Genomic DNA, 13051 nt, shown 5'->3' with positions numbered 1-13051 from the left:
ACTGAGCGGCGCAACGATGCTGGGTGTCCTCTCATGCGAATTACTTCAAGGGCAAGTCAGACGCAGCGTTGCGTAGTTGCTCGGCTCGCCGGTTGTTGAGTTCGGAAACGCAAGCTAAATGGCGCACTTCGCGCGCACTGCCGGCTCCACCACCACTTAACGAAGCTGCGAAGTCGCATTGAGCCTCACGGTACTGAGCGAATTTTCTGTTTGATGCGGCGAGTTTTGCCTTGGCCTGGTTGACGTACTTGTCGTCTTCATCCCATTTGGAGAGGGTGCCGGCCATCTTCTCCTCGGCGCGTCTGAGGGCTTTCCGACTGGCCTCTGCTTTTTCTGCCAGACAGTCCCGCATCCCCGCTTGCGAGAACGCGCTGCATTCCTCGCGTAAGGCCCGCTCGCTTGCGACGGGAGCAGCTGAGGCCGCGAGGGCCATTGTTGATAGGCAGGCGGCCAGGCCGAAACAGGTCTGCTTCATTGCACGCATAGGGCTACCTTTCCTTTGCGCACCAGTGGCAAAGCGTAGTCGAGCTTCCTGGCGTAATTGATGTCACCGCCTCCGTTGTAACGCTCTGCTATCAATGCCGTGGAGATGGGGCGCCAGCTTGCAATAGTGTTTTGAACCGAAGCTTTCCGGTACTTCAATACCTGTCCGGGGTGCAGAACGGTGGCGGTGGAATTCAGCATTTTTAGCGTGTCGATGGTGGTGCCCTGAGCCTTCGCCATCTTGTCGAGGCTATCCCCTAGCCTGACAGTCATTTCGTAAACCGCAGGGTCAGCACCGAGTACGCTTCGGTACTTATAACGCGCCATGCGCATGAGCAAATAGCCAATGCCAGCACGGATGTTATACGCCGGTATCGTTCTGGCTGAGGCCATTGTCAGCCGTCCTTTCCAGGCTGGCGGCACAATCAAATCGCCGCCTTCTTTGCCCGAAAGCAGCGATGCCAATCCAACATCGCCTGCAACCCCAATGCGCATCGGCTTGGAATTCCACTGAGGATCGTGTGCACCTGTTTCGACCCACAATATCGCCTTGATAATCTGCCAATCCAAGGCCACGTACCCCGAGGTGCCGCGAAGATGGAGGTTGTACTCGTTGACTGCCATCTGGATTTCGCAATCCCAGGAATTCCATCTTGCATCGCTTACAGCCTTGCTAACACCGTCCTGCCACCGTTCGAAACCTGTCCTCGTTGGAGCTTGCATAGCCATAACCATTTCCTCTGCAAAAGTGTGGGCGGGTACTTTGCGAGCAATTATTGGCTTCTTGCATGAGGAAAATTGCATTAGGAGTCGGTATAACGGTCAAAGGCCCGAGATCACGTCGGCAAAAGGTTGCGGAATGTCAGATGCACCCAGCGCGGACTACTATGGAAGATGGTATGACAAGACTTACCCGTTCAGGTGATTGGACGAAGGCGCTTGCAGTACTTTGTCTGGCAGGGTGGTTTGGCGGATGCAGCCTCGCGGCCGGACACTACGGACAAGATCCACAGATGACTCAACCGGACATGACACTGTGGCAGACCATCGACGCCTTGGCGCAGCAAATTCCGTTCACTAAGGCAAAAGTCGAAAGCGTGCTTGCGACTCACCTTGTCGACAGAGATACCACCAAAGATCCAATTCAAAATGCCGAATTCAACTTTTACGTCGGCGGTCCGGGGAAGATGGCAGATGGTGTCGTGGTCGGCAATGTGGGTTTGCGCGTTCGCCACACTGGAGGGCATCCTGGCTTTCTTGCACTCGGGCGGCTGAGCGGCGAATGCGTCACGCTCGCGATGGTCCATGCGCAATACAGCAACCTCAAAATTACGGACTCTCCGCGTGGGCATTCACTGGATGAAACCACGGCATATTCAGCCTTTCTCCCGTGGGGAACCTTGTCCTTCGCTTTCGCTGAACGTAATCGTGATTGTCTCGAAGGCGTATCGTTCGATCCAAAAATCGCCGCCGCAGACAACGCGGTGAAGTAACGGACGACCTCTATCGACCAGGAAACGCTGGGCGCAAAAAAAGCCGACCCGTGAAGGTCGGCCTTATCCTTTCCGCTTTCAACCGCAGCGCAAAATCACTGCACCACCACCGCCCCAAAATTCTGCCGTCCAAAAGGACTCACGTGATACCCGTTCACGCTCGTACGCGTAATCGCGGCCGCGGTCGGGTAGCCGAGCGGAATCCACAGCGCTTCGTCGTGGATGATCTGCTGCGCGGCTTCATACGCTTTCGTGCGCTTGGCGATATCGGACGTTGCTCTGCCGTCGGCGATCAGCTTGTCGAGATCCTGATCGCAGAAGCGCGCGAAGTTGATGCCCGACTTCACCGCGTTGCAACTGAAGAGCGGCGACAGATAGTTGTCCGGATCGCCGTTGTCGCCGGCCCATCCCATGAATAGCGAGTCATGCTGCCCTTGCTTCGCCTGCTTGATCAGTTCGCCCCATTCGATCACCTTGACGTCCGCCTTCACGCCGATCTTCGCGAAGTCGGCCTGCAGCAGTTCGGCACCGGCCTTCGGATTCGGATTCAGCACACTGCCGTTCGGACGCACCCAGATGGTCGTTTGGAAGCCGTTCGGAAAACCCGCGTCGGTGAGCAACTGCTTCGCCTTCGCCGGGTCGTACGGCCAGCCCTTGATCGAGTGGTTGTAGCTCCACGTGTTCGGCGGAAACGGGTTCACGGCCGGCGTCGCGGTATTGTCGAACACCGTCTTCAGATACGTCGTGCGGTCGAACGCCATGTTCAGCGCGGCGCGCACCTTCTGGTTGTCGAGCGGCTTCTGCTGCGTGTTCAGCGCGACGAAGGCCGTCATGAACGCGGGCGTCTGCACGATCGCGAGCGACTTGTCCTTCTTCGCGTCGGCGAGATCCTGCGGCTTCGGCGATAACGCGATCTGGCATTCGCCAGCCTTCACCTTCTGCGCTCGCACGGTTGCGTCCGGCGTGATCGCGTAGATCAGACGCTCGATCTTCGGCTTCGGCCCCCAGTAGGTCGGGTTCGCGTCATAACGGATCACCGCGTCTTTCGTATAGCTCTTCAGCACGAAGGGCCCGGTGCCGATCGGCTTCGCGTTCAGGTCGACCTGCTTGCCGGCCTTCAGCAACTGGTCCGCGTACTCGGCCGAATAGATCGACGCGAAGCCCATCGTCAGGATCGACACGAACGTCGCGTTCGGCTCGTTCAACTCGAACTTCACCGTGTTGTCGTCGACCTTGGTAATCGACTTGATCAGCTTCGGCAGCCCCATCGATTGCGCGTGCGGGAAGCCGCTCGCGCCCGCCACCTTGTGCCACGGATTGCTGTCGTTGAGCATGCGGTCGAACGTGAAGATCACGTCGTCGGCATTCAGCGCGCGGGTGGGCTTGAAGTAGTCGGTGGTCTGGAACTGCACGTTTGGACGCAGATGGAACGTGTAGGTCAGGCCGTCAGGGCTCACTTCCCATTTGTCGGCGAGCGCGGGCACGACCTTCTTCGCGGCTTCGTCGAACGACACCAGCGAGTTGAAGATCACGTCGGCCGATGCATTCGTCGTGACCAGCGAATTGAACTGCACGACGTCGAAGCCGTCGGGACTCGATTCGGTACAGACGGTCAGTGGTTTGGCGAGCGCGAGCGCGGGCGCCGTGAGCAGGATGGCGGCTGCGAGCAGATTGAAGCGCATAGGATCTCCGGTAACGAGCGCAGTCAGGCAGTGCGTCTGGTTGTGTTTATGGCGGCGATGCGTGAGCGGGCAGGAGAGCGCTCCCGGCGCGCGCGTCGCCACGATTGTGATACGTTCCCGGCGCCGCCGTACAGGTCGGGCGATCCCGGCCTGAGGCCGAGGGGCCTGCCTTCGAGGCATGGCCGGCGGCGCGCCTTCGCGAAAGCTTATCGAAGGGCCATTATGGCGACAACAATTTAATCGACATATCCATATGGGGGCGGCGTGGCTGTGTTGCCGCCTCAGACCGCCGCGGCCTGCCGCAGCAGATAGCCGATGCCCTCGATTGCGCGCACGCCGTACCACGACGTCATTTCCCCATCGATGAGCTCGATGCGCTTGCCGGTGAAACGCGGATCGCGCGCGAGCGCATCGCGATGCGCGGCCGTGAAGCGGTACGGCTCGCTCGACAGCAGCACGCGGTCGACTTGCGCGAGCCATGGCGCGGCGTCGAAGTCGAGCGTCGGGTAGCGCGTGGCGCCCGCGCTGCCGCCGTGCACGTCGGGCAACGTGTGCCAGTTCACGAGACGCAGCATCGCGGCGATGTAGGTGTCGCGCGCGACGCTCATCCACGGTTCGCGCCAGATCAGGTACAGCACGTTCTGCGCGGCGAAGGTCTGAGCGGCGGCTTCGCGCAGACGCGCATCGAGCGCGCCGCTCAAGCGCCGCGCTTCTTCTTCACGTCTGAAGATCGCGCCGAGCAGCGCGTACAGCGCGAGGTTGTCGCGCGGCGTCTGCGGATGAGTGACGACGATGTGCGGCAAGAACGCGCGCAGTTGCTCGACGGTGTCGCGTTCGTTTTCGTCGATATTGACGATCAGGTGGGTGGGGCGCAGTGCGCGGATCGCGTCGAGCTTGACGGCTTTCGTGCCGCCGACCTTCGGCACCGCGCGGACCTTGTCGCGCGGATGCACGCAAAAGCCGGTGCGCCCGACGATCTGCCGCTCGAGCCCGAGCGCGAACAGTGTTTCGGTGAGGCTCGGCACCAGCGACACGATGCGCGCGTCGGCGCCCGCGGATTCGTGCGCGACGCCGGCTGCATCGACCGCACGGGGTTGCATGACTTACTCGGTGGCGGCGCGCGGCTTGCGCGGCGCGCGTTCGAACACGCGGTCGTAGAGCCAGCGCGGCAGGACGTGCAGCAACATCGCAGCCACGCGCATCTGCCACGGAAACACCGCGAACGACGTCTGCCGTTCGACCGCTCGTGCGACCTTCGCCGCGAAGCGATCGGCGTCCATCAGGAACGGCATGTTGTACGGATTGTGCTCGGTCATCGGCGTGCGGATATAGCCGGGCGCGATCGTCACGACACCGACGCCGAACGGCCGCATCTCGACGCGCAACGCTTCGAGATACTTCAGCGCCGCCGACTTCGACGCGCTATATGCACCCGAGCCCGGCAAGCCGCGCACACCGGCGACGCTCGCAACGCCGACCAGCGTGCCGCGTTTCGTGTCGGCCATCGCGGCGGCGAACGGCTCGAACGTCGCGACCATGCCGAAGTAATTGATGTCCATCACCTCGCGGAAGGCGCGCAGATCGCCGTGACCGGTCAGCGCGCCGCGGCTGATGCCGGCATTGGCGATCACGACGTCGGGCAGGCCGTGCTCGGCGATGAAGCGCGCGGCCGCATCGGCGAGCGCTTCCGCGTCGCGCACGTCGAGCGCATAGATCGAGACGGTGTTCTGGGGATGGGACTGCTGGAACGCGGCGAGCGCGTCGCCGCGGCGGGCGACGAGGCCGAGAATCGCGCCGCGCCGTGCATATTCGCCGGCGAGCGCGAGGCCGATGCCGCTCGAAGCGCCGGTAATGAAAACCTTCAGCGGAGAGGTCATACCGGCGCCTCGTGATTACATCTTTTTGGCGCGGACTTGGGAGACGAGGTAATCGAGCACCTGGATCGTGCCCGGCAGGGTGCCGGTCGCGGCTGGGCCGGTCAAATACTTGCCCTGCACGGCGAGCGTCGGCACGCCGTCGATCTTGAACCCGTCGAGCAGTTTCTTGTCCTTCTGCAGCGCGCTTTGCGTCGAGAACGAGTTGTACGCTTCCATGTACTTCTTCGGATCGACGCCGAACTTCGCGAGGAATTTGGTCTGGTCTTCCGGCGTCAGCAGATAGTTCTTGTTGACGTGGATTTCGTTGAAGACCTTCGGCGTCAGTTCGTTCGCGAGGCCGAGCGCGTCGAGCGCGTGGAACATCTTCGAGTGCGGGATGAAGTCGTCGCGGAAGGCGACCGGCACGCGGCGGAACACGACGTCCGGGGCCTGCTTCTTGACCCATGCTTCGAGGAACGGGTTGAATTCATTGCAGTGCGGGCAACCGTACCAGAAGAATTCGATGACTTCGATCTTGCCGGCCGGCACGTCGGTAGGTTGCGGCGTGGCCAGCACGGTGTAGTCCTTGCCGGCCACCGGCGCGGTCGGCGACGCATGCGCGCTCGCCGCGATCAGGCCCAGCGAGAGGAACAGGATGCTCAGCAGTTTTTTCATGTCGTGTAGACCCGGATAAGGCGGTGGCGCGGCGACGCCATGCGAAAGGCCCGTCACCGCTGGTGGGATTCGGTGTGGTGGCCCGCCACAATACAGGTCGAAGCGGCCATCGTGCTTGTGACTCGCGCGCCGCGCCGATAGTTCGACGCGCCGCGCGGGCCGGCATTACCGTTTATTTATTGTTTGGTGAAGCGGATCACCGCGGTATCGACACCTGCGTCCGACAGACGCTGACGGCTCGAATTCATGTCCTCGAACTTCGAGAACGGCCCGATGCGCACGCGGTAGTACGTGACGCCGCCGGCATCGCGCTGCGTGACCTTCGATTCGAAGCCCTGGAACGCGAGGCGCGCGCGCTGCTGCTCGGCATCGGCGGCGGTCTTGTACGCGCCGACCTGCAGGAAGTAGCCGGTGTTCGCGTCGCCGGGTGCAGGTGCGGGCGCGGGCGAGGCAGCCGAGCCAGGCTTGACGTTGGCCAGGGTGGTCGCGCTCGAGCTCTTCGGCGCGGAGCCTGCCGCGGTGGCGGCCGGTGCGCTCGAGGTCTGCGGCTTCTTCGCCGGCGCGGGCGCGACGATGCCGCCGGTGCCGTTTTCCTGCGCGGGGTTCGGCGCGACCGCCGTACCGTTGCTATTCGCGTTGCCGCCCGACGGCGGGACTTCGACGATCTGCGGTTCTTCGAGCATGCCCGACTGGGTCTGCGCGTTGGTCTGGCCCGGCGCGGTGTTCGGCGGCGCGGGTTGCGCGGCCTGCGGCACCGGCTGGCCCGGCGTCTTGCCTTGCAGCGGACGGTTCGGATCATATTGCGCCTGGCTCGCGCCGTTGTCGGTCGGCGCCGGTGGCGCGACCTTCGACACGAACGGCGTAGGCGCACGGGTGATATACAGCGCCACCACCACCGCGATCGCCAGGCCGACGATCAGGCCCAGCACGATGCCGAGAAAAGTGCCCCCGGTTTGCTTCGATTGCTTTGTTGTGCGGCGTGGTTTTGCCATCGTACGAATCACCTGCAAAAAGAATCCAGGAACGGCCGCCGATTATAACGACGGCCGCGCGCATATTACGCTGGAGGAGTTACATCTTGACGGGAGCGGAGACGCCGATCGTCGCGAGACCGTTGGCCAGCACCTGGCGCGTGGCCGCGAGCAGCGCGACGCGAGCGTTGCGTTCGGCCGCATCGTCGACCAGCACGCGCTCGGCACGATCATTGTAGAACGAGTGAAATTCGCCGGCGAGTTCTCGCAAGTAGAACGCGACCGCGTGCGGCGCGAGTTCGTCGGCGGCGTGCTGCAGCATGTCCGGGAATTCGGCGAGCTTGTTGAGCAGCGCCATCGAGCGCTCGCTCGCGAGCGGCGCGAGATCGACGCTCGGCAGTGCGCTTTCGTCGAGGCCGTAGCGCGCGTTGCATTCGGCGATCACCGAGCAGATGCGGGCGTGCGCGTACTGCACGTAGTGCACCGGATTCTCGTCGTTCTGCTTCAGCGCGAGGTCGATGTCGAACACGAACTCGGTGTCCGCCTTGCGCGAGATCAGGAAGAAGCGCACCGCGTCGCGGCCGCGGCGGATGGTTTCCTCGTCGATCAGATCGACGGCCGCTTCCGAGCCCGGCATCGCGCCACCCGACCATTCGATCAGGTCGCGCACCGTCACGTAGCTGCCCGCGCGCTTCGAGATCTTCACCTCTTCGCCGTTGCGCATGACCGTGACCATCTTGTGCAGGATGTAGTCGGGGTAGCCCTTCGGAATGCCGATGCCGAGACCCTGCAGACCGGCGCGCACGCGCGCGATCGTGCCGTGGTGATCCGAGCCCTGCACGTTGATGACCTTCGTGAAGCCGCGCTCCCACTTCGCGACGTGATAGGCGACGTCCGGCACGAAGTACGTGTAGGTGCCGTCGGTCTTGCGCATCACGCGGTCCTTATCGTCGCCGTCGTCGGTCGTGCGCAGCCACAGCGCGCCTTCCTGCTCGTAAGTCTTGCCCGCGGCGATCAGCGCGTCGACGGTTTTCTCCACGCGGCCTTCCGTGTACAGCGACGATTCCAGGTAGTACTGGTCGAACTTCACGCCGAACGCCTGCAAATCCATGTCCTGCTCACGACGCAGATACGTGACGGCGAAGCGGCGGATCGCCTCGATGTCCTCGACGTCGCGCGCGCCGGTGACCGGCTCGCCGTCGCTCGCCTCGACCGTGATGCCGTTCAGATAGTCCTTGGCGATGTCGGCGATGTACTCGCCGTTGTAGGCCGACGCGGGCCAGCCTTCGTCGCCGGGGGCGAGGCCGCGTGCGCGTGCCTGGGTCGACAGCGCGAGCGTGTTGATCTGCACGCCGGCGTCGTTGTAGTAGAACTCGCGATGCACGTCCCAGCCCTGCGACTGGAGCACGTGCGCAAGCGCGTCGCCGAGCGCGGCCTGGCGGCCGTGGCCGACGTGCAGCGGGCCGGTGGGGTTGGCCGACACGAACTCGATCAGCACGTGCTTGCCGGCGTCGCGCCGCGAGCGGCCGTACGCGTCCTTCTCGGCGAACACGGCGGCGATCACGCCTTGCTTGGCGGCGGCCGTGAGGCGCAGGTTGATGAAGCCGGGGCCCGCCACTTCGGCAGTATCGATCAGGCCTTTGGCCTGCGGATTGACGAGCAGCGCGTCGACGATCTGTTGCGCGAGCTGGCGCGGATTGGCGCGCAGCGGCTTGGCAAGCTGCATCGCGACATTGCACGCGACGTCGCCATGCGCGGCGACTTTCGGGCGCTCCAGCGCGATGGCGGGCGAGACGAAAGCGGCTTCGGTCGCGCCTTGCGTGGCGGTTGCGACCTGCTTCACCGTGTCGGCGAGCAGTGTTTCGAGTGTGTGTTTATGTGCGGGCAGCATGCTTGTTGCAAGTCCAGTGAGGCAATCCGGTAAGGCGGAAGAGGCGCCAGCCGCGGCCGGTGTCGCAAGCGTGGAGCGGCCGCGCTTTGAGGCGCTGATGGCTGCGTCGCCGGCACAGCGTCCCCAGGCGATGCGGCGACCCGCAACTCAAGCCGCGCAACGCGGTGGACTCCGCACGGCGGCTTGCCGTTACGCAGGCTCGCGCGGTATGCGGATTGCGGCCCATGATTCGACGCCCCCGGTTGCCCGCGTGCGCGATGCTCGTCGAGCCGCGCCGTACGTGGCGCTGGGCGGCGCGCTTTTCCGTTCAGACGGATTTTAGCAGGTGCTAATATGTTCAATGAGCTGCCCGCGAGGGGTGTGGCCGCCGCGCCTTGCCGGCGCCACGTCAGGCGCGCGCAGCTGCAGCCCTTGGGACGCTCGTGCGCTCACCCGACATAACGAAAAAGGGAACAGTCATGCTGATTACTTTCAAGTGCCACGCCTGCCCGGACGTGATGATGCTGGAGAATCTGGCGCAGTATCTGGTCGGCATTGTCGGCAAACGCCTTGGGCAGCGGGGCGTCATCACTCACGACGAACTGGGCCCGGCCATTGAAAAGCTCGAAGCGGCGATCACATCCGATAAGCAGGAGCGCGCCGAGCACGAGGGCCATTTCCACGAGGGCGAGGACGGCCGTGATCGTCACGAGATTCCGCCCGGTCTCGCGCAGCGCGCGTATCCGTTCCTCGACATGCTGCGCGCGGCGCAGAAGGAAAACGCGGATATCGTCTGGGGGATCTGATTTCTGGCGGGTCCCGAGCGCCGCGGTCCGGACTCAGAAGGACTTCGTAAGCGCTCTTTTGGCGCACCAAAGAAAAGAGCCCGCTCGACGCGGGCTCTTTGCCATTCAGAAGGTTTTATCCGCCGTGCCGCTCATTGGCTCTCGGAGGCCGCCGACGCTGCCGCGCCCTTCTTCATCTTTTGCTTCTTCGCCTTTTTGACATGCGCCTCGGTGGGGGGCGAGTAGGAGCTGACCGAGCTCGATCCGCCCGGCGCGGCGGGCTGCGCGAGCGCCATGGAGGCACCCGCGGCCAGTGAAACAGCGGTGAATAACAGTGTCAGCTTCTTCATACGATTTTCTCCGTTGACGGTTGCAATCTCGGTGAGCCGGCGCGTCGTGTTCGCGCCTGACGGGGTGAAAGCCGACTCAGTCTACAAAGCCGAAATTGCCGTGGCGCCAAATATTCAGTCTTTCGGACTCGATATAGTCACGCATCGCTTCACGCTCAAAGCAACGGCGCCAACGCGCGCTCGGCGTCCGCTTTCGAGAGCGACATCCGCTGCGCGTAGTCGTCGAGCTGATCCGCGCCGATCTTGCCGACCGAGAAATAGGTGCTGTCCGGATGCGCGAGGTAGAAGCCCGACACGCTCGCGGCCGGCAGCATCGCCAGCGATTCGGTCACGCTCATGCCGATTTCGTTCGCCTGCAGCACCTCGAACATGTCTCGCTTGACGAGATGGTCGGGGCAGGCCGGGTAGCCCGGCGCCGGGCGAATGCCGCGGTATTTTTCGGCGATCAGTTCGTCGTTGGAGAGGTTTTCGCTGCTCGCGTAGCCCCACAGGTCGCGCCGCACACGCGCGTGCATCGCTTCGGCGAACGCTTCGGCGAGCCGGTCCGCGAGCGCCTTCAGCATGATCGCGCTGTAGTCATCGAGATCCTTCTCGAACTGCTTCTCCTTCACGTCGACGCCAAGACCCGCCGTCACCGCGAACATGCCGATGTAGTCGGCGACGCCCGAGTCCTTCGGCGCGATGAAGTCGGCGAGCGACCGGTTCGGTCGCATCACCCCGTCGACCACCGGCCGCACACTCTGTTGACGCAGATTGCGCCAGGTGAGCGCGACTTCGGTGCGCGATTCGTCCGTGTAGATTTCGATGTCGTCGTCGTTCACCGTGTTGGCCGGCAACAGCGTGATCACGCCGTTGGCCTGCAGCCAGCGGCCCTGAATCAGACGCGCGAGCATCGACTTGCCGTCGGAGAACACGCGTCGCGCCGATTCGCCGACGATCTCGTCGTTGAGGATCGCCGGATATGGGCCGGCGAGATCCCACGTCTGGAAAAACGGACCCCAGTCGATGTAGTTCGCGAGCTCGTTCAGATCGAAGTTCTTGAACACGCGCCGACCGATGAACTTCGGCTTGACCGGCTGATAGCTCGCCCAGTCGATCTTCGTCTTATTGGCGCGCGCTTGGGCGAGTGTGACCATCGGCTGCGCTTTTTTGTTCGCGTGCTGATCGCGGATGCGGTTGTAGTCGGCGTTCAGTTCGTCGATGTACTTCGCGGCGCCCTCGTCGGACAGCAGGCTCGAGGCGACCGACACCGAGCGCGACGCGTCCGGCACGTAGACCACCGGACCCTCGTACTGCGGGGCGATCTTCACCGCCGTGTGCACGCGCGAGGTGGTCGCGCCGCCGATCAGCAGCGGAATCTTCTTCACGCGGAAGTAGTCGTCGCGCTGCATTTCCGACGCGACGTAGGCCATCTCTTCGAGACTCGGCGTAATCAGGCCCGACAGCCCGACGATGTCCGCGCCCTCGACCTTCGCCTTCGCGAGGATCTCATTGCACGGGACCATCACGCCCATGTTGACCACTTCGAAGTTGTTGCACTGGAGGACGACCGACACGATGTTCTTACCGATGTCGTGCACGTCGCCCTTGACGGTCGCGATGATGATCTTGCCCTTCGCGCGCACATCGCCGCCGGCCGCCGCGAGCTGGCGCTTTTCTTCCTCGATGAACGGGATCAGATGCGCGACCGCCTGCTTCATCACGCGCGCCGACTTCACGACCTGCGGCAGGAACATCTTGCCCTGACCGAACAGGTCGCCGACGATGTTCATGCCGTCCATCAGCGGGCCTTCGATCACATTGATCGGACGGCCGCCCTCGGCGGCGATCTTCGCGCGCACTTCCTCGGTGTCTTCGACGATGAAGGTCGTGATGCCGCTCACGAGCGCGTGCGCGAGACGCTTTTCGACCGGCTGGTTGCGCCACTCGAGGTTCTCTTCCTTCTTCGCGGCGCCGCTCTTGAACTTGTCGGCAATTTCGAGCAGACGGTCGGTACCGTCTTCACGTCGATTCAGCACGACGTCTTCGACCCGCTCGCGCAGTTCGGGATCGAGCTCGGCATAGACGCCGAGCTGACCGGCGTTGACGATGCCCATGTCCATCCCCGCCTGGATCGCGTGATAGAGGAACACGGTGTGAATCGCCTCGCGCACCGGGTCGTTGCCGCGAAACGAGAACGACACGTTCGACACGCCGCCGCTCACCTTCGCGTACGGCAGGTTCTGCTTGATCCAACGCGTCGCCTCGATGAAGTCGACCGCGTAGTTGTTGTGCTCCTCGATGCCGGTCGCGATCGCGAAGATGTTCGGATCGAAGATGATGTCTTCGGGCGGGAAGCCGACTTCGTTGACGAGTATCTCGTACGAGCGCCGGCAGATTTCCTTCTTGCGCGCGAACGTATCGGCCTGGCCCTGTTCGTCGAAGGCCATCACGACGCTGGCCGCGCCGTAGCGCCGAATCAGCTTCGCGTGGTGAACGAACTGCTCCTTGCCTTCCTTCAGCGAGATCGAATTGACGATCGCCTTGCCCTGCACGCATTTGAGCCCCGCCTCGATCACGTCCCACTTCGACGAGTCGATCATGATCGGCACGCGCGCGATGTCCGGCTCCGACGCGATCAGATTCATGAAGCGCACCATCGCCGCTTTCGAATCGAGCATCGCCTCGTCCATGTTGATGTCGATGACCTGCGCGCCGTTCTCGACCTGCTGGCGCGCGACGGCCAACGCCTCGTCGAACTGATTGTTCAGGATCATTCGCGCGAACGCTTTCGAGCCGGTCACGTTAGTGCGTTCGCCAACGTTGATGAAGAGCGTCCCGGACGTGACGTTGAACGGCTCGAGGCCGCTAAGGCGCATGGTGTGGTCGGTCATGGCGTATGTACGA

General features: G+C 63.2%; 11 protein-coding genes and 1 pseudogene. 2 read left to right on the top strand and 10 right to left on the bottom strand.

Annotated features, from left to right (window positions below):
- Nucleotides 1–40: 40 nt before the first annotated feature.
- Both G5S42_RS28015 and G5S42_RS28010 read right to left on the bottom strand, forming a co-directional pair.
- The gene (locus tag G5S42_RS28015) at nt 41–484 is read right to left on the bottom strand and encodes a lysozyme inhibitor LprI family protein (RefSeq protein ID WP_246392086.1); all 444 of its coding nucleotides are present in this window, start codon (nt 482–484) and stop codon (nt 41–43) included.
- Entirely contained in the window at nt 472–1212 is a 741-nt protein-coding gene (locus tag G5S42_RS28010) for a LysM peptidoglycan-binding domain-containing protein (RefSeq protein ID WP_176109708.1), read from the bottom strand. The genes G5S42_RS28015 and G5S42_RS28010 overlap by 13 nt, the downstream gene beginning before the upstream one ends.
- 170 nt (nt 1213–1382) lie before the next feature.
- On the opposite strand from G5S42_RS28010, the gene G5S42_RS28005 reads away from it, so the two are divergent.
- Nucleotides 1383–1976, top strand: coding sequence for a hypothetical protein (locus G5S42_RS28005; RefSeq protein WP_312883619.1), 594 nt, complete (start codon nt 1383–1385; stop codon nt 1974–1976).
- A gap of 95 nt (nt 1977–2071) precedes the next feature.
- On the opposite strand, the gene G5S42_RS28000 is transcribed toward G5S42_RS28005, so the two are convergent.
- The 6 genes from G5S42_RS28000 to argS form a co-directional block, all read right to left on the bottom strand.
- Nucleotides 2072–3658 (bottom strand): ABC transporter substrate-binding protein, encoded by a 1587-nt coding sequence (locus tag G5S42_RS28000; protein ID WP_176109707.1) that lies wholly within the window; start codon nt 3656–3658, stop codon nt 2072–2074.
- Nucleotides 3659–3939: 281 nt separating this feature from the next.
- Entirely contained in the window at nt 3940–4758 is an 819-nt protein-coding gene (locus tag G5S42_RS27995; RefSeq protein ID WP_176109706.1) for a helical backbone metal receptor, read from the bottom strand.
- 3 nt (nt 4759–4761) lie between these two features.
- Complete coding sequence (locus G5S42_RS27990; protein ID WP_176109705.1) at nt 4762–5535, bottom strand: SDR family oxidoreductase; 774 nt, start codon at nt 5533–5535, stop codon at nt 4762–4764.
- A 15-nt stretch (nt 5536–5550) separates the two neighbouring features.
- Nucleotides 5551–6189: a thiol:disulfide interchange protein DsbA/DsbL gene (locus tag G5S42_RS27985; RefSeq protein WP_176109704.1), complete on the bottom strand. Its 639-nt coding sequence runs from the start codon at nt 6187–6189 to the stop codon at nt 5551–5553.
- 176 nt (nt 6190–6365) lie between these two features.
- Nucleotides 6366–7181: an SPOR domain-containing protein gene (locus G5S42_RS27980; protein WP_176109703.1), complete on the bottom strand. Its 816-nt coding sequence runs from the start codon at nt 7179–7181 to the stop codon at nt 6366–6368.
- Nucleotides 7182–7260: 79 nt separating this feature from the next.
- A complete protein-coding gene (argS, locus tag G5S42_RS27975; RefSeq protein ID WP_176109702.1) occupies nt 7261–9051 on the bottom strand; it encodes an arginine--tRNA ligase in 1791 nt (596 codons plus the stop codon).
- A 458-nt stretch (nt 9052–9509) separates the two neighbouring features.
- Here argS and G5S42_RS27970 point away from each other — a divergent pair, with 458 nt between their 5' ends.
- Nucleotides 9510–9836 carry a DUF1840 domain-containing protein gene (locus G5S42_RS27970; RefSeq protein ID WP_013088219.1) on the top strand — a complete coding sequence of 109 codons (327 nt, stop codon included), beginning with the start codon at nt 9510–9512 and terminating at the stop codon, nt 9834–9836.
- A gap of 131 nt (nt 9837–9967) precedes the next feature.
- Here G5S42_RS27970 and G5S42_RS27965 read toward each other — a convergent pair whose 3' ends face one another.
- Together G5S42_RS27965 and metH are read right to left on the bottom strand one after the other, a co-directional pair.
- Entirely contained in the window at nt 9968–10165 is a 198-nt protein-coding gene (locus G5S42_RS27965) for an acid-shock protein (RefSeq protein WP_176109701.1), read from the bottom strand.
- Nucleotides 10166–10320: 155 nt separating this feature from the next.
- Nucleotides 10321–13047 (bottom strand): annotated as a pseudogene (gene metH / locus G5S42_RS27960) (methionine synthase); the annotation flags it as partial.
- Between the last annotated feature and the right edge of the window lie 4 nt (nt 13048–13051).

The sequence above is a fragment of the Paraburkholderia youngii genome (assembly GCF_013366925.1).
Lineage (GTDB): Bacteria > Pseudomonadota > Gammaproteobacteria > Burkholderiales > Burkholderiaceae > Paraburkholderia > Paraburkholderia youngii.
Note: the sequence above shows the minus strand (reverse complement) of the source record. Positions and strands in the feature narration are given on the sequence as shown.